Source organism: Nonlabens sp. (assembly GCF_039941875.1).
GTDB lineage: Bacteria > Bacteroidota > Bacteroidia > Flavobacteriales > Flavobacteriaceae > Nonlabens.
Map to the genome: position 1 here is coordinate 1 of NZ_JBDVDQ010000010.1, position 16,565 is coordinate 16,565.

17 protein-coding genes are annotated in these 16,565 nt (G+C 35.4%); all 17 read right to left on the reverse strand.

The features are described from left to right. On the reverse strand, positions 1–825 hold an 825-nt coding region (gene hisB / locus ABJF08_RS06325), incomplete at its 3' end, for a histidinol-phosphatase (RefSeq protein ID WP_348115235.1). A gap of 123 nt (positions 826–948) precedes the next feature. After that, positions 949–1,137, reverse strand: a complete 189-nt coding sequence (locus ABJF08_RS06330; protein ID WP_348115236.1) for a hypothetical protein — start codon at positions 1,135–1,137, stop codon at positions 949–951. Positions 1,138–1,198: 61 nt separating this feature from the next. Next, complete coding sequence (locus ABJF08_RS06335) at positions 1,199–2,350, reverse strand: aminotransferase class I/II-fold pyridoxal phosphate-dependent enzyme (protein ID WP_348115237.1); 1,152 nt, start codon at positions 2,348–2,350, stop codon at positions 1,199–1,201. After that, positions 2,340–3,632, reverse strand: a complete 1,293-nt coding sequence (gene hisD / locus ABJF08_RS06340) for a histidinol dehydrogenase (protein ID WP_348115238.1) — start codon at positions 3,630–3,632, stop codon at positions 2,340–2,342. Before hisD ends, ABJF08_RS06335 begins: the two co-directional genes overlap by 11 nt. Then, on the reverse strand, positions 3,632–4,483 hold the full coding sequence (hisG, locus tag ABJF08_RS06345) for an ATP phosphoribosyltransferase (protein ID WP_348115239.1): 852 nt from the start codon (positions 4,481–4,483) through the stop codon (positions 3,632–3,634). The genes hisD and hisG overlap by 1 nt, the downstream gene beginning before the upstream one ends. 310 nt (positions 4,484–4,793) lie before the next feature. Continuing rightward, complete coding sequence (trpA, locus tag ABJF08_RS06350; protein ID WP_348115240.1) at positions 4,794–5,558, reverse strand: tryptophan synthase subunit alpha; 765 nt, start codon at positions 5,556–5,558, stop codon at positions 4,794–4,796. A gap of 135 nt (positions 5,559–5,693) precedes the next feature. Next, positions 5,694–6,863 carry a tryptophan synthase subunit beta gene (gene trpB / locus ABJF08_RS06355; protein ID WP_348115241.1) on the reverse strand — a complete coding sequence of 390 codons (1,170 nt, stop codon included), beginning with the start codon at positions 6,861–6,863 and terminating at the stop codon, positions 5,694–5,696. After that, on the reverse strand, positions 6,860–7,477 hold the full coding sequence (locus ABJF08_RS06360; RefSeq protein WP_348115242.1) for a phosphoribosylanthranilate isomerase: 618 nt from the start codon (positions 7,475–7,477) through the stop codon (positions 6,860–6,862). Before ABJF08_RS06360 ends, trpB begins: the two co-directional genes overlap by 4 nt. Positions 7,478–7,494: 17 nt before the next feature. Further along, the gene (gene trpC, locus ABJF08_RS06365; protein WP_348115243.1) at positions 7,495–8,319 is read right to left on the reverse strand and encodes an indole-3-glycerol phosphate synthase TrpC; all 825 of its coding nucleotides are present in this window, start codon (positions 8,317–8,319) and stop codon (positions 7,495–7,497) included. Positions 8,320–8,345: 26 nt separating this feature from the next. After that, complete coding sequence (gene trpD / locus ABJF08_RS06370) at positions 8,346–9,341, reverse strand: anthranilate phosphoribosyltransferase (RefSeq protein WP_348115244.1); 996 nt, start codon at positions 9,339–9,341, stop codon at positions 8,346–8,348. Position 9,342: 1 nt separating this feature from the next. After that, on the reverse strand, positions 9,343–9,912 hold the full coding sequence (locus ABJF08_RS06375) for an aminodeoxychorismate/anthranilate synthase component II (protein ID WP_348115245.1): 570 nt from the start codon (positions 9,910–9,912) through the stop codon (positions 9,343–9,345). Beyond that, positions 9,905–10,408, reverse strand: a complete 504-nt coding sequence (locus tag ABJF08_RS06380; RefSeq protein ID WP_348115246.1) for a hypothetical protein — start codon at positions 10,406–10,408, stop codon at positions 9,905–9,907. Before ABJF08_RS06380 ends, ABJF08_RS06375 begins: the two co-directional genes overlap by 8 nt. Positions 10,409–10,410: 2 nt before the next feature. Continuing rightward, positions 10,411–11,826 carry an anthranilate synthase component I family protein gene (locus tag ABJF08_RS06385; RefSeq protein ID WP_348115247.1) on the reverse strand — a complete coding sequence of 472 codons (1,416 nt, stop codon included), beginning with the start codon at positions 11,824–11,826 and terminating at the stop codon, positions 10,411–10,413. A gap of 194 nt (positions 11,827–12,020) precedes the next feature. Then, positions 12,021–13,682 carry an asparagine synthase B gene (gene asnB / locus ABJF08_RS06390; RefSeq protein ID WP_348115248.1) on the reverse strand — a complete coding sequence of 554 codons (1,662 nt, stop codon included), beginning with the start codon at positions 13,680–13,682 and terminating at the stop codon, positions 12,021–12,023. A 194-nt stretch (positions 13,683–13,876) separates the two neighbouring features. Continuing rightward, on the reverse strand, positions 13,877–14,530 hold the full coding sequence (gene msrA, locus ABJF08_RS06395; RefSeq protein WP_348115250.1) for a peptide-methionine (S)-S-oxide reductase MsrA: 654 nt from the start codon (positions 14,528–14,530) through the stop codon (positions 13,877–13,879). A 122-nt stretch (positions 14,531–14,652) separates the two neighbouring features. Next, positions 14,653–15,432: a C4-type zinc ribbon domain-containing protein gene (locus ABJF08_RS06400; RefSeq protein WP_348115251.1), complete on the reverse strand. Its 780-nt coding sequence runs from the start codon at positions 15,430–15,432 to the stop codon at positions 14,653–14,655. 3 nt (positions 15,433–15,435) lie between these two features. After that, on the reverse strand, positions 15,436–16,527 hold the full coding sequence (locus tag ABJF08_RS06405) for a Nif3-like dinuclear metal center hexameric protein (protein ID WP_348115252.1): 1,092 nt from the start codon (positions 16,525–16,527) through the stop codon (positions 15,436–15,438). Between the last annotated feature and the right edge of the window lie 38 nt (positions 16,528–16,565).

Sequence of the window (16,565 nt, forward strand, 5' to 3'; positions counted from 1 at the left end):
CATAGGTAGCAAGAAGCCATATCTATTGATTCCTTTTTTTGAGGATAACGCTTTCGCGAAAGCGTCACCCAAAGCAATCGCCGTGTCTTCAATAGTGTGATGTTCATCTATTTCAAGATCGCCATTTACCTTAATATCTAAATCTAATGAGCCGTGACGTTGTAACTGCTCTAGCATGTGATCGTAGAACTTTAAACCGGTGTCTATTTTTCCGTTTCCAGATCCATCAAGGTTTAAAACGATGTTGATATCGGTTTCATTTGTTTTACGACTTACTGTGACTTTGCGAGGTTGTCCTTTTAAAAATTCAAAAATCTCTTTCCAAGAATCCGTTTTAAGAACTACTAGTTCGTCTTCAAAAGTAGAGTCGTCAGTAATGGATGGTAGCTGTATTCCTTTACAGCCTAAATTCTTAGCAAGTTGCATATCGCTATTGCGATCACCGATTACAAAACTATTTTCAAGGTCGTAATTTCCTTTTATATAATGCGTTAATAAACCAGTTTGTGGTTTACGAGTAGGTGCATTTTGCTCAGGAAAAGATCGATCGATTAAAACCTCACTGAAGTTAATCCCTTCATTCTCTAGAACATTCATCATTAAATTATGCACCGGCCAGAAGGTATCTTCAGGAAAACTATCGGTTCCTAATCCGTCTTGATTAGTCACCATAACTAGTTCATAATCCAGCTCACGAGCGATGCGATGCAGTTGAGTAATCGCCATAGGCAAGAATTCTAACTTTTCATAACTATCCAGTTGATAATCTACTGGTGGCTCTTTCACTATCGTTCCATCACGATCTATAAATAATACTTTTTTCATGTATTTCCGCGAAGGCGGAAACCTCTTCCCGCAATCGACTTTATTTGATTAAATGCCATCAACTTAACGATGACTGTTTTGTTATGTCAAGCCGTCGCAGGACGGCTTCGCTATCTATTTATATCAATCTTGATTTAATTCTTTTTCTTTGCGTGACTTAATTTTATCTAGCATTACTTTAATCAGAAAAACACCTGTAATTATTCCGCATATTTCACTAAAATATTCATCGACGTATGTTAAACGGTAAATTGAAAAAAGAGCAGTTGATGCTCCCAATACTATAAATAAATACTCTACCCAATATTTCATAATTTATATTTTAATTTATTTGGATTCAAAACTTAGTGTTTTTGAGTTCGTTATTTGTTAATCAATATTCTCTCAACGCTGTAATCACCGCTTTACATTCCATCATCGTCCCAACCGTAAATCGTAACGTATCTTCAATCTGACTGCTGCGATTACGTATAATAATACCTTTATCACGTAGGTAATTATAAACTTGCGTAGCGTTTTCTACTTTAGCAAGTATAAAATTTGCTTCACTAGGATATACTTCTTTTATGAAGTCGAAACTGTTTAAATGCTCCACAAGAAAATCTCTGTTATTGATAATTTCTTTTATTTCGCCTTTTGTTTTTTCTTCGTTTTGTAAAGCCTCTAGAACTGCTTTTTGAGATAATTCATTTACATTATAGGGCGGCTTTGTCCTATTGAATAATTCAATAATTTCTGGAGAAGAAAAGGCAAATCCTACTCGAGCACCAGCCATACCATGAGCCTTAGACATGGTTTGTAACACTACAAGATTAGGATAATCTTCTAGGCGTTTTATAAAACTCATGTTCTCTGTAAAATCTTGATAAGCCTCATCTATCACGATAATACCATTAAAACTACCGAACAATTTATCTAATTGTCTTTGATTTTCTAGCATTTCTGCTTCAAACTCTGGAGCAAAAGGCATGTCCATCATACCACCACGAGTGTAATTTTGTGCTTGCCAGTCGTGTTTTAAATCGGCTTTGAGTAATACGTTACCAGTAGGATTATTAGGAGAACAAATCCATAATAGTTTTGCTTTCGCGAAAGCGGAACTATTTAGAATTTCATCACGATCTAATGAAAAATCTTCTTTCAACGGAATTTTTAAAACACTAACATCATTAATCGCTGCACTAACTTCATACATTCCATAAGTAGGAGGACAAGTAATTACAATGTCTTTTCCTGGTTCACAGAATATGCGATATAGCAAATCAATAGCCTCGTCACTTCCATTACCTACAAAAATCTGATCTGGCGAAATATCTTTTTGTTTTGCAAGTTCTTCTTTTATAGAAGACTGCAATGGATCTGGATAACGGTTTAAATCTCCCTTAGGATTTTCATTTGCGTCTAGTAAAGTCAGCTCATTTTTATCGCTACCGTATAAATCAAATTCACTGCGTGCACTAGAATAAGGTTTCAAATTCCAGATGTTCTTACGGACTATGTTTTCTAAGTTAAAATTACTCATCATCTAATGTGTTTAACCTTAAGGTAACCGCATTTTTGTGCGCATCAAGACCTTCGGCAGTAGCCATTATTTCAACGGCTGGTCCTAGGTTTTTTAAACCTTGTGGTGTAGCTTTTTGATAGGTCACTTTATTTACAAAACTATCTACAGACACGCCGCTATAATTACGTGCATAGCCATAGGTAGGTAGTGTGTGATTAGTTCCACTTGCATAATCTCCTAAACTCTCGCAAGTATAAGAACCTATAAAAATAGATCCAGCAACTTGAATTTGTTCTGCAACATCATCAGCATCTTCTGTATTTATAATCAAGTGTTCTGGTGCATATGCGTCCGACCATTTGATGCATTCTTCTATGCTTTCTAGAACGATTGTTTTACTGTTTTCAATAGCTTTTTCTGCTGTTTGCTTTCGCGAAAGCGTACTTAATTGAATAGTTAATTGTTCATTTACAGCTTCGGCTAGAGTAACGGAATCTGTCAGTAAAATTACCTGAGAGTCTGGTCCATGTTCTGCCTGTGCAAGTAAATCTGCTGCTACAAAAACTGGATTTGCAGCCTCGTCTGCAATTACTAAAACCTCTGATGGTCCAGCGGGCATGTCAATAGCAACACCTTGTTGTTGTGCTAATTCTTTTGCTCTAGTTACAAAAGCGTTTCCAGGACCAAAGATTTTATCTACCGCAGGGATGCTTTCTGTTCCATGAGTCATGGCAGCAATAGCTTGTGCACCACCGGCTTTATAGATTTCGGTAACTCCACAAAGGCTTGCTGTATATAATACCGCTGGATTTATATCACCGTTTGCATCTGTAGGGCTACAAAGAACTACACGTTTATTACCTGCAATTTTAGTAGGGATAGCTAGCATTAATACCGTAGAAAAAAGAGGAGCAGAGCCACCAGGAATGTATAAACCTACTTTTTGAATAGGTAAGGATTTTCTCCAGCATTCCATGCCAGGCATGGTTTCTAGTACTGGATAGTCTTTTGTGAAACAAATGACGTGAAATTTATAAATGTTTTGATAGGCGGTCTGAATCGCGGCTTTTAAATCTGGCGCAACCAGTGTTGACGCTCGCTCGATTTCTTTTTCTGTAACTCTTAGAGAATTTAATTGTGCTTTATCAAACTTCTCTGCAAAAGCAAATAACGCCTGGTCACCATTTTCTCTAACCAGCTGTATGATATCTTTTACAGCAGTCTCTACATTAGCACGTTCTTGTTGAGGACGCTCTAATAAGTCTTGTTGTTGAGAATAGTCAGGATTAGAAATAATTTTCATTATGCGATCAATTTTTCAATTGGACTTACTAATATGCCTTGTGCACCAGCATCTTTTAATTGGTCGATTACATTCCAGAAATCATTTTCTTCAATAACAGAGTGTAAACTGGACCATCCTTCTTCAGCTAGTGGTAAAACCGTTGGGCTTTTCATACCAGGTAATAGGGCAGATATTTCTTCTATCTTATCATTAGGTGCGTTCAATAAGATGTATTTGCTTTTTTGTGCATTTTGCACGGCATCAATTCTAAAGGTAAGCTTATTTAATAACTCTTGCTTATCACCGCTTAAATTAGGGTTAGAAATTAAAACAGCTTCACTATACATTACTGTTTCCACTTCTTTAAGACCATTCATTATAAGAGTAGATCCTGTAGAAACGATATCACAAATACCTTCTGCAAGACCTATTCCTGGAGCTATCTCTACAGATCCTCCTATTTCTTCGGTAGTTGCATCGATACCTTTTTCTGCAAAGAATTTCTTAACGATAGTGGTGTAACTACTCGCTACCTTTTTACCATTAAACCATTCTAAACCTGTATAATCTATATCTTTTTGAACTGCTAGACTTAAACGACAGCCGGCAAAGCCTAGTTGCTTGATAACATCTACTTCCTGGTCTTTTTCTTCTACTTCATTAAGTCCTAGAATTCCAAGGTCTGCAACGCCATTTGCAACATATTGAGGTATATCATCATCTCTTAAGAAAAGAATTTCCATAGGGAAATTTTTTGCTTGAGTAGATAATTTGCGACCACCGTTGTCAAATTTGATTCCGCAATCTTTTAAGAGTTGCAAAGATTTGTCTGATAATCTTCCTGATTTTTGTACTGCTATTCTGATCATAATTTTTGTTGCCATTCTATTTTGAGAATGTTGTTTAAGCTGCTTACAAACTGTTTTTTATTTCAAACTTTTTCAAAACAAAAAAACCGCCTGAAACAGACGGTTTTTTTAAATATGTTTGAGTTACATCAATACATTTTTAGCTCGCCTGACGGGAAGTGAAAAAATGATGATGATGTACGTTTTGTGTTTTCATTATAGTGCAAACATAAGTCCGAAAATCGGATGTTGAAAATTTATCCTAGTTTATTAATAGGATTTAACTTTAATTTAAAATTTAACCGATTTTGTTGAATCTTTAAAGTTAATCTTATTTAATCGATATTACAAAATCTGTAGCTGCCTTTGATATGTCTTCTACATCAGTGATTTGTCTTATGAATTCACTTCCTATAATAGCGCCATTTACATATTTACAAGCATCTTGAAAATTCTGTTGATTCTTAATGTTGAAACCAGTTAGAATAGGAGTTTTTAAATCCATGCCCTTAAGCTTTCCTAAGTAATCTGCTGCTGCAGAGAAATCTGTTTTAGATCCTGTAGTACTAGCCGAACTTACCGCATATATAAATCCGTTAGAGTTATCGTCTATTTCTCTTATACGTTTTTCTGAGGTCTGTGGAGTTACTAAAAATATATTACTGATGTTATATCTCTCAAAAACTTCTTTAAATTCTGTTTGATAAATATACATGGGTAAATCAGGAACAATTATTCCGTCCACACCTACTTCTTGACATCGTTTACAAAATGCCTCAAGTCCATATTGCATCACAGGATTGAGATAACCCATTAGAAGAACAGGAACCTTAGGAGTATGATTTTCTAATTGCGAGAATAGTTTTTCAATAGACATTCCATTCTCTAAAGCAATTTTACTACTTTCTTGAATAGTAGGACCATCCGCTAGTGGATCGCTGAAAGGAATTCCTATTTCTACTAAATCTACACTAGCATTTTCAAGTGCTGTTAATAGAGTAGTGGTGTCCTCTAGTTGAGGATATCCAGCAGTATAGAATATATTTAACAAGTTTTGAGGCTTGTTTTTAAGTAATTCTGTAAGTTTATTTGTCATATTATTCCTGCGCAGGCAGGAATCTCTTTAAGATAATCACCTGCGACTGATTTATACAAGCCCTATTGTCCTGTGGACATTTCCCCACTAGAGAAATTTGATCAGACTCGCGTTGCTCCTTATGTTATTTTAATTTTAAACGAGTTTTAATTCTTGCATATACGTATTCATATCCTTATCTCCACGACCAGAAAGGTTAATCACTACTCTGTCAGTAGGTTTCAAGTCTAAGTCTTTTAAGACAGAAAATGCATGAGCAGTTTCTAATGCCGGAATGATTCCTTCTAGTCTACTTACCTCTACAGCTGCTTCTAGTGCTGCAGCATCTGTAACAGCCATATATTGAGCGCGGTCAGACACTTTTAACCAGGCATGAGCTGGTCCTATTCCTGGATAATCTAATCCTGCAGAAATACTATGAGGTTCTACAACTTGCCCATCTTTATCTTGCATCATTATAGAACGACTCGCGTGTAATACACCAGGAGTTCCTAATGTTAAAGTAGCTGCAGTTTTATCGGTATCAACGCCTAAACCAGCCGCTTCTACACCTATCAATTTCACTTCCTTATCATCTAAGAAGTGGTAAAAAGCTCCCATAGCATTAGAGCCACCACCTACACAGGCAATGACATAATCTGGTAAACCATCCATTTGCTTCTTGATCTCTTCAGAAATTACAGATTGATATCTTGCCACCATGTCTGGATAAGGATGTGGTCCAACTACTGAGCCTATAATGTAATGAGTGTCTTCTGGATTATTGATCCAGTCGCGCATCGCCTCATTAGTCGCGTCTTTTAATGTTTTAGAACCACTAGTTGCAGGTCTAACCGTTGCACCCAACATTTTCATGCGGGCAACATTAGGCGCTTGACGTTCTATATCTTTCTCGCCCATGTAAACGATGCATTCCAGGCCTTTTAATGCACATACGGTTGCTGTAGCGACACCATGTTGTCCAGCACCAGTCTCTGCAATGATTCTTTTTTTACCTAATTTTTCAGCTAATAGAATCTGACCGATGGTGTTATTTACTTTATGTGCGCCAGTGTGACAAAGATCTTCTCTTTTTAACCAGATTTGAGCTCCATATTTTTCAGAAAGTCGTTTAGCCAAAAATAGTGGAGTAGGGCGACCTACATAATCTTTAAGTAATTGATGAAACTCTTCTTGAAACTCCGGTGATTTTTCTATTGCTAGATAATTCTCCTGCAGTTCTTCTATGTTAGGATAGAGCAATTCAGGAATGAATGCACCACCGAATTCTCCATAAAACCCTTGTTCATTTACTTGATAGCTCATTTTCTTAATTTTTCTATGAATGTTTTAATTTCTTCTATGTTTTTAACGCCAGGTTCAGTTTCAAACTTTGAATTAAGATCTACACCTAAAAACATGTTGTGTTTAAATTCTTTTACTAATACGACATCATCTTTTGAAATGCCACCGCTCAATAAAAATGGAACCTCTCCTTTATAAGAGTCGAGAACAGACCAATTAAATTTCTTGCCACTACCACCATAATTTGGAGTAGCTGTGTCAAATAAGAAAAAGAGTTTACCAACATATTGTGCTGCAAGTTCTTCCCATTCTTTTAAACTAGCGAAATCAAAGTCTTCGGTGATTTGAAATGCTTTAAATATCTTGATGTCTATTTCTAGTAACGCTTTCGCGAAAGCGGAATCCTCATCACCATGTAATTGAATTACGTCCAGTTGCAATGGAATGATATCCTTTAAAATGTTTTCTACGGATTCATTTACATACACGCCTACCGTTCCTTTATTCATGGTCTGTTGGGCAACTTTTTCCTTTTGAGAATCGTCTACAAATCGCTTAGACTTTGAGTAACGTATAATCCCCATGAAATCAATATCCAGTTCTTGTAACTGATTAATGTTTTCTATATCGCGCATACCGCACACTTTAATCATCATGATTTTATAGCTTTTATAAATTGATCACAGCTTGCTCCTGGTAGCTCTGTTTTCATGAAGTTTTCTCCTATTAAGAAACCTTGAAAACCTAAATTTTTGAGTTCTTTTACTATTTCAGGATCTGAGATACCGCTCTCTGATATGGCAAGAACATCTTTTGGAAAATGTGGTAAAAGATCTTTACTGTTTTGAATATCAGTTTTAAATCGTTTTAAATCTCTATTGTTAACACCTATTACAAATTTAGTAGTGTTCAAAGAAGTGGTTACCTCTTTAATACGATTGAGTTCTTCTAGATCATGGACTTCAAAAAGAATTTCAAGACCTAGATTGATCGCCTCTAGAGACATGGTTTTTAACTCTTCATTATTCAAACATGCTGCGATAAGTAGAATAGCGTCTGCTCCAAAGGCTTTGGCTTCATGAATTTGATATAAGTCGATCATGAAATCCTTGCGTAGGATAGGAATATTAACTTGTGATCTTGCCTCTAGTAAATCTTGTAAGGTTCCACCAAAGAATGGCTCATCAGTCAAGCAGCTTATCGCACTAGCACCAGCTGCTTCATAACCTTTAACTACCTCTTGTAAGCTAGCTGGACAATTAAAAGATCCTTTACTAGGACTTTGTCTTTTATGTTCGGCTATGATACCGCTCCCATTCTTTAAACCATTGTATAACGACAGTGTTTTTCGAGAATAAAAAGGCATCTCTCTCAATTGAGAAAGAGATGTTTTATCTTTTCTACGCTTTAAGTCTAGTGCAGTTTGATTAGTTATTTTCTTAAGAATGTCTTCCATTTTACTTGAAATTGAACTCAAAATTGAATTGATAATTAATAATAATATTAGGCTTTAAGTTCCATAAGTTTCTGAAAGCATTTTAAAGCTTTTCCAGATTCTAGAGATTCTCTAGCTACTATAGCTCCTTGATGTAAATTTAAATCTTGGGCCACAGAAATAGCAGTGGCAGCATTTGCTATCACTACATTTTTTTGTGCTTCGGTCGCTTTGTTTTCTAATACTTTCATGAAAATTAATGCAGCATCTTCCACCGTATCACCACCATATATATCTGACTGTTTTAACGATTTCATACCGAAATCACTAGCCGATAGATCACTTACTCCTGTGTTTTTAGCGAGTCTTACTTTTCCTGTAAGACTTACCTCGTCATAACCTTCATGTGAATGAAGAATAGCGTATTTCTTATCTGTTTCAGACTGAAATAAATATTCATAATTACGAGCTAGTTGTAAATTAAAAACACCAACACTTTGTAATTTAGGTTTTGCCGGATTTACTAATGGGCCCAACATGTTGAAAAAAGTTTTTACGCCTAATTGTTTTCTTATAGGTGCAACCGCCTTCATCGCAGGGTGAAATAATGGTGCGTGTAAAAAAGTAATATTTGCTTCAGAAATTTGTTTTCTCAGCACATCATGGTCATTTGTAAAAACAAATCCTAGATGTTCCATAACATTAGAAGAACCACTTACAGAGCTTACTCCATAATTTCCGTGTTTTGCAACAGCTACACCTGCACCAGCAGTTACAAAACTAGCTAGGGTACTTATGTTAAAAGTATCTTTTCCATCACCACCAGTACCACATAAATCGATAGGGTTAAATTCTGATAGGTCTATAAGATTTGCTTGTTCTAACATCGCGTCTCTAAAACCAGCTAATTCTTCTACAGTAATACTGCGCATTCCATAAACTGTTAGGAAAGCAGCGATTTGTGCATCATTTACGGCACCACTAGTTATTGCGGTTAAAATATCATGAGCAGCTAATCTAGAAAGCGTACGATGATTAAATAATTCATTTAATATATCTTTCATTCTATAAAGTCTCTATAAAGTTCTTAAGCATTTGTTTTCCTTGCGGAGTCATAATACTTTCTGGGTGAAATTGTAATCCGTAAATAGGTAACTCTTTATGTTTAAGAGCCATGATCTGACCGTTTTCATCTGTTGCAGTGATTTCTAAAACATCTGGAAAACTACTGTTTTGTGCAGCCCAAGAATGGTAACGTCCTGCATCAAAATTAGTATCGATGTGATTAAATATTTCATTACCGTTATGTGTCATGTTAGTAGAGATACCGTGATATACTTTATCTAGGTTTATAATCTCTCCACCGAATACTTCAGTTATCGCCTGGTGACCTAAACAAATACCTAAAAGAGGTTTTTTATCTTTAAGATAATCTATAATAGGGATTAAATTTCCAGCTTCATTAGGTATACCTGGTCCTGGAGATAATACAACGGCATCATAATTTTCACATTCTTCGGGAGTAATCTGATCGTTACGCACCACAGTGAGTTGAGCACCTAATTCTTCTAGATAGTGTACTAGATTGTACGTGAAAGAATCATAGTTGTCTATTAATAATAATCTCTTATTCATCTTTCAAAGTTTTGATACTACCATCAGATTCTATTTGTGCTATGGTTTCTTCTCCATCAGGGCAGCTAGTAATTATTTTAAGGTCTGCAGTTACTTTTCCTTCACATTGCAAGCCGTCAAGATTAGAGGCTATCACCATTTCATCTTTTATTTTACCATCTTTACTGTAGGTTCTTACAAGAAATCCATATCGGAAACTGTTTTCTGAAACACTACGTCTGGTAAAAACTCTTACTCTGAAAGTTTCATTTTGATAAATAGGAGGTGCGACTTTGATCTCGCTAGACATTATTCTGTAGTAATCTTTACTATCAAATAATGAAGCAGCGCTATCGATAGCGTTATTGAACTCTAAGTTAGGGAGGTATTGAAAAACAGTTGCACCATCTTTTTCAACTATTTTAATGTCGATTAAGTCTTCTTTTTTACTATCCTGACATGAGAATAAAAGAAAATTAAAAGAAAGAAGGGCGATTGATAAATATCTTAATTTCATAATTAATATTGATTTGCTTTATTGATAGCACTGCGTAGTGCGTTAGTCTTGTTGTAAACTTCTTGCATTTCGTTTTCTAAATTACTTTCTACGACTACACCAGCACCTGCTCTAAATAGTAACTTATTATTACGTGATAATATACTTCTAATAATTATGGCGTGGTTAAAATTACCGTCAAAGCCGAGGTAACCTATCGCACCACCATAAAATTCTCTAGAAGATTTTTCATATTGATCTATGAGTTGCATGGCTCTATATTTAGGAGTACCGCTCAACGTACCTGCAGGGAATGTATCTCCTATAAGTTTGATTTTATCACTTTCATTGATGGTACCGCTTACTTTACTTACCATGTGAATAACATGAGAATAGAAGTGAATATTTTGATAATCTTCCACCTTAACATCTCTAGCATGACGGCTCAGATCATTTCTTGCAAGATCTACCAGCATGATATGCTCTGCAGTTTCTTTAGGGTCTTTTTTTAGTTCTTCGGCAGCTTTTAAATCTGCAACATCATTACCGGTTCTTTTATAAGTACCTGCAATAGGTTGAATACTAGCCTTAGTGTCTGAAATTAATAATTGCGCTTCTGGAGAAGAACCGAATATTCTAAAATTACCGTAATCAAAATAAAATAAATAGGGACTAGGGTTTATTGCTCGTAACTGTCTGTAGACATTAAAATCATCACCTTTAAAGGGTTGTTCAAATTTTCTAGAAAGAACGATTTGAAAAACATCACCTCTACGACAGTGTTCTTTACCTTTTTCTACAAGCTCTTTGAAATCATTATCAGTCATTTCAGAAGACTCTTCTTCCGTACATTCAAAGCTATAGTTTGCAACGTCTCGATGATTAATAACTGCTACGATCTCATCTAGTTTTGATTCAAAATCGGCATATTGATGATCAAACACATAAAGTTGGTTATGGTAATGATCAAAAACGATTACATTTTGAAATACTTGATAATGAGCAAGAGGTATGTTATTGGTATCGCTTTCGCGAAAGCGGAATTCTAAATCTTCAAATAATTGAACAGCATCATAACTTAGGTATCCAAAAAGTCCATTAGTAGGGAATGGGAAGTTATCAGTTACTTTTTCAAAAGAATTTTTAAAAGTATTTAAACCTGTTGTTAAATCATAGGTAGAACTATATTCTTGAGAAGTAGTGGAATTGTTTGGAAAAGTAGATTTTATTTCATTTTCATTTACCTCAAAAGTAGCCACTGGATTACAGCAAATAAAAGAATAGCTATTACTGCGCTGGCCGTACTCATTGCTTTCTAAAAGAATACTGTTAGGATATTTATCCCTTAATCTCATGTACATAGCCACTGGGGTGAGTGTGTCTGCGAGTATAACTCTATGAGTTGTTTTTGCTTTATGCAATTCTTGAACTGAGTTCATTAGATGTGTTTTACTAATTAATTTAAATGAAAAAAGGCCTACCGTTAAGTAGACCTTTATCGTTTATTAATAAACATACGGGCGACTTTACGGCTGTTGAGCTGTATTATTCCACCACCATGTATGATTAGTTCTTTTCATTGAATGCCAAATGTAGTTACGCTAATTGAAAAGCGCAACTTTTTTGCATTTTTTTAATAACCTTCATCATGAACACCGCTTACTGCACGTCCTGATGGGTCATTCATATTTTTAAAAGCTTCATCCCATTCTAGTGCTACTGGAGTAGAACAAGCTACTGATTTTAAAGAAGGTACACAGCTGGCTGCAGCGTCACTAGGGAAGTGTTCTGAGAAAATACTACGGTAATAATATTCTTCTTTATTCTGTGGTGGGTTGATTTTAAATTTAAAAGGAGCTGCCTCCATCATTTCATCAGTTACAACACCTTCTACGACTTCTTTTAATGTATCGATCCAGCTGTACCCAACACCATCGCTGAATTGTTCTTTTTGTCTCCATGCAACACTTTTAGGTAAGTCATCTTCAAATGCTTCTCTTAAAATATGTTTTTCCATTTTACCATTTCCACACATTTTATCTTTAGGGTTGAGTCTCATAGCTACATCCATAAATTCTTTATCTAAGAATGGAACGCGACCTTCTATACCCCATGCTGCAAGCGATTTATTTGCTCTAAGGTTATCGTAAAGATGCAGGGTATCTAATTTACGTACGGTTTCTTTATGAAATTCTTCTGCGCTAGGTGCCTTGTGAAAATACAAGTAACCTCCAAAAATCTCATCACTACCTTCTCCTGAAAGAACCATTTTAATTCCCATGGATTTAATTACCCTTGCAAGTAAATACATAGGAGTTGAGGCTCTAATGGTAGTGACGTCATAGGTTTCTAGAAAATAAACCACGTCCTTTATTGCGTCTAGACCTTCTTGAATAGTAAAATTAACACTGTGATGCACGGTACCTATATGGTCTGCCACTTCTTGAGCTGCTGCTAGGTCTGGACTGCCTTCTAGTCCTATGGCAAATGAATGTAATTGTGGCCACCAAGCATCGTTATTATCACCAGATTCAATACGTTTTGCAGCATATTTTTTTGCTACGGCACTTACTATAGAACTATCCAGCCCACCAGAAAGTAAAACACCATAAGGAACATCACTCATTAAATGTCTGTGAACAGAATCTTCCATTGCTTTTTTAAGATCTGCTACAGAGCTGGTGTTGTCCTTTACTGTATCGTAATCTTTCCATTCTTTGTCGTACCATTTTACAAATTCACCTGTCTCACTGTAGTAATAATGTCCTGGTGGAAATGGAGCAATCTCATTACAAGTTCCTTCTAATGCTTTAAGTTCGCTTGCAACGTAAAACTGACCTAACTCATCATAACCATAATAAAGAGGTATGATCCCTTGATGGTCTCTTGCGCATAAAAAGACATCTTTTTCCATATCATACAGCGCAAAACCATACATACCAGTAAGCTCGTCCATGAAGTAAACGCCTTTATCTTGATATAGAGCAAGGATGACCTCACAGTCAGATTTTGTTTTAAATTTATAATCACCGTAGTTATCTCTTATATTTTGGTGGTTATATATCTCACCATTAACGGCAAGAACTACGTTTCCATCTGGGCTATAAAGAGGTTGTCCTCCAGACTGAGGATCTACTATAGTTAATCTCTCGTGTGCTAAAATGGCGTTATCACCACAATAGATTCCAGACCAGTCTGGTCCACGATGTCTTAGTTTTTTAGATAATTCTAAAACTTTTTCTCTTTGTTCCTGGCTGTCTTTTTTCAACTGAAACATCCCTACAATTCCGCACATAATTTGTTTTTTTAAATGAAAAAAGGCCTACCGTTAAGTAGACCTTTTGAATATATTAAAATACCAGATTCTACCCCTTACGTTCGTAAAGAATTATTATTGATTCTGATATTATTATTTAATGACATAAGACAAATGTAATTAAAATGTTGAAATGAACAAGTTTCTGTTGAGAAAAATAGTCCACTTAAATTTTAATGTTGTGCTTCTGGCTTAATTACTTGTGGCATTTTTTGAGCAAATTTTCTAAACCTAGGTATAGAAACACCTCTTATATAACCGTGTGTAGGGTGTAGCTTTGCATAATCCTGGTGGTAATCTTCAGCAACCCAGAATTTTTGAAAAGGTTTTACTTCGGCTCCAACACTGTATCCTTCTTCTGTTAAGCTAGCAATTTTATCTTCAATGATTTTTTTCTGATCATCGTTTTGATAAAAAATAATACTTCTGTATTGAGAACCATGATCAGGACCCTGACCGTTAACTTGTTCTATGTGTTGAGAAGCAAAGTAAACGTCTACTAAGGTTTTAAAAGAAACAACACTAGGGTCATATATGATTTCATTAGCTTCGGCATGTCCAGTTTTACCTGTATTACTGTCTTCATAAGTAGGGTTTTTAGTATGCCCGCCTGAATAGCCAGAAATAGATTCACTAACACCTATAACTCCTTCATAGATTTCTTCTACACACCAGAAACAGCCACTCGCAAAATAAGCTCTTTCCATACCTTGTTGAGTAGGAACCTCGATAGGGTCTGTATTTACAGCTGTTTGTGAGGTGTTATTATCCTGTTCGTTACAATTAGATGCTAGAAACATCATAATTAAAATTGATACTATTTTCATTTACTATAAATTTAAAGTGTAAAAATATGATTAGCCTACGAAGGATAGTATTAAAAAAGGGTTAAATAAAAAATCCCTTTATTTTTTTAATAAAGGGATTTGATATTAAGAGAAAAGCTTTACTATAATTTAGCAAACACTTTATCCATTTTTTCAACTTGTTCATATGCAAGCGCAGCATCTACAAGGATTCTACCAGAATGCTCATCTGTAATGATCTTCTTGCGACTTGCTATTTCTACTTGTACCTGTGGAGGTATAGTAAAGTAAGAACCACCAGAAGCACCTCTTTCAATAGGTACAACTGCAAGACCATTCTTTACGCTTGTTCTAATACGAGTATATGCTTTGATTAATCTTTCTTCGATTGATTTTGCATAGTCATCACTCATTTTCATAAGATTCTCTTCTTCTTTTTGAGTTTCCTTAAGAATCTCTTCAAGTTCTGATTTCTTATGTTTTAAGTGGTCAGTTTTATCAGCAAGACGTTTCTTACTTTTATCGATAACCTCTTTTTGTTGCTCTATTTGAGCTTTGAATTCACGTATGTGCTTTTCAGCAAGTTCCATTTCTAGTTCTTGAAATTCCATTTCTTTAGAAAGAGAATTGAACTCACGATTGTTACGTACGTTTTTTTGTTGCTCTGTATATTTTGCAATCAAAGCTTTAGCCTCTTCAATTAGATTCTTTTTGGACTTAATGTTTTCACTAAGTTCATCAGAATGTGCGTCTAATTTAGACAGTCGAGTTTTTAATCCTTCTACTTCATCTTCAAGATCTTGTACTTCTAGAGGTAATTCACCACGCACATTGCGTATCTCATCTATTCTAGAATCGATTAATTGTAGATTGTAAAGTTCTCTTAACTTATCTTCTACAGTAGCCTCGGTCTTTTTTGCCATCTTTTAAAAATAATTAACTGGGTTTGTTCGCGCTTGTGCACAAAGGACTGCAAAACTACTAAATTTTTCTGTAAGATATTCATGTAAAAGGTTTTTTGTAAACTGCTCGCTTTCATAATGTCCCACATCGCATAATAGGATGTCTTGACCTTGAAAGAAATCATGATACTTCAGATCTGCTGTGATGTAAGCATCTGCACCTGATTGAATCGCATTTTTTATTGCAAATGCTCCAGAACCTCCTAATAGCGCGACTTTTTTAATGTTTCGCTTTCGCGAAAGCGAACTTCTAACAACCCCAGTTTTAAATACAGTCTTTGTTTTTTGTAAAAAATCTTCCACACTCAGGCTTTCTGGCAGCTCACCGATTGTTCCCATTCCTATGTTTTGGTAACTGTTTTCTAGGGTAGAAATTTCGAAAGACACCTCTTCATAGGGATGAGAATGGATTAAAGCAGCTTTTATTGTACCTTCTAAATGTGGTAAAAAAGTAATAGATAACATCTTTTCTTCTACATTCTCACGTTTTAATTTCTCACCCACTTTAGGATTGCTGTTTTTATCTCCTTTAAATGTTCCAGAGCCAGAAATAGAAAAACTACAATCTGAATAATTACCTAAGGAGCCAGCACCAACGTTAAATAATGCTTCTTTTACTTTTTCAAAAGAGCTGGTCGGTATATATGTGACCAGTTTTTTAATTAACTGAGACTTGGGTAGGAGAGTTTTTACGTTGTGTAAGCCCATTTCTTGAGCCATTCTATAACTTACACCGCCTTTTGTGACATCTAAAGCTGTATGAGTAGCATAGATAGCTATGTCGTTTTTTATGGCTTTTACAACTGCTTTGCGTACATAATCATTAGGCTGTAAGTGTTTAAGACCAGAAAATATGATGGGATGAAAACTCACAATTAGATTACAGTTATTTTCAATAGCCTCGTCCACGACGTTTTCTAAACAGTCTAGAGTGACTAGAATACCTGATAGGGCAGTGTTTTTATCACCGGTTAATAATCCTGTGTTGTCAAAATCTTCTGCATAATGTCTAGGAGCAAGTAGTTCTAGATGTGATATAACATCTTTAATTTTCATAATGGTACTATTTATGTCTGTTGTAAAATTAACCTACT

What these genes read in the sequence shown, in the direction of transcription:
- hisD (WP_348115238.1), bottom strand. Translation starts at nt 3,632, where the DNA reads ATGAAAATTATTTCTAATCCTGACTATTCTCAACAACAAGACTTATTA.
- msrA (WP_348115250.1), bottom strand. Translation starts at nt 14,530, where the DNA reads ATGAAAATAGTATCAATTTTAATTATGATGTTTCTAGCATCTAATTGT.
- ABJF08_RS06360 (WP_348115242.1), bottom strand. Translation starts at nt 7,477, where the DNA reads ATGCGCGATATAGAAAACATTAATCAGTTACAAGAACTGGATATTGAT.
- ABJF08_RS06405 (WP_348115252.1), bottom strand. Translation starts at nt 16,527, where the DNA reads ATGAAAATTAAAGATGTTATATCACATCTAGAACTACTTGCTCCTAGA.
- ABJF08_RS06375 (WP_348115245.1), bottom strand. Translation starts at nt 9,912, where the DNA reads ATGAATAAGAGATTATTATTAATAGACAACTATGATTCTTTCACGTAC.
- hisG (WP_348115239.1), bottom strand. Translation starts at nt 4,483, where the DNA reads ATGATCAGAATAGCAGTACAAAAATCAGGAAGATTATCAGACAAATCT.
- ABJF08_RS06400 (WP_348115251.1), bottom strand. Translation starts at nt 15,432, where the DNA reads ATGGCAAAAAAGACCGAGGCTACTGTAGAAGATAAGTTAAGAGAACTT.
- asnB (WP_348115248.1), bottom strand. Translation starts at nt 13,682, where the DNA reads ATGTGCGGAATTGTAGGGATGTTTCAGTTGAAAAAAGACAGCCAGGAA.
- ABJF08_RS06330 (WP_348115236.1), bottom strand. Translation starts at nt 1,137, where the DNA reads ATGAAATATTGGGTAGAGTATTTATTTATAGTATTGGGAGCATCAACT.
- trpB (WP_348115241.1), bottom strand. Translation starts at nt 6,863, where the DNA reads ATGAGCTATCAAGTAAATGAACAAGGGTTTTATGGAGAATTCGGTGGT.
- ABJF08_RS06385 (WP_348115247.1), bottom strand. Translation starts at nt 11,826, where the DNA reads ATGAACTCAGTTCAAGAATTGCATAAAGCAAAAACAACTCATAGAGTT.
- trpD (WP_348115244.1), bottom strand. Translation starts at nt 9,341, where the DNA reads ATGAAAGATATATTAAATGAATTATTTAATCATCGTACGCTTTCTAGA.
- ABJF08_RS06335 (WP_348115237.1), bottom strand. Translation starts at nt 2,350, where the DNA reads ATGATGAGTAATTTTAACTTAGAAAACATAGTCCGTAAGAACATCTGG.
- ABJF08_RS06380 (WP_348115246.1), bottom strand. Translation starts at nt 10,408, where the DNA reads ATGAAATTAAGATATTTATCAATCGCCCTTCTTTCTTTTAATTTTCTT.
- trpA (WP_348115240.1), bottom strand. Translation starts at nt 5,558, where the DNA reads ATGACAAATAAACTTACAGAATTACTTAAAAACAAGCCTCAAAACTTG.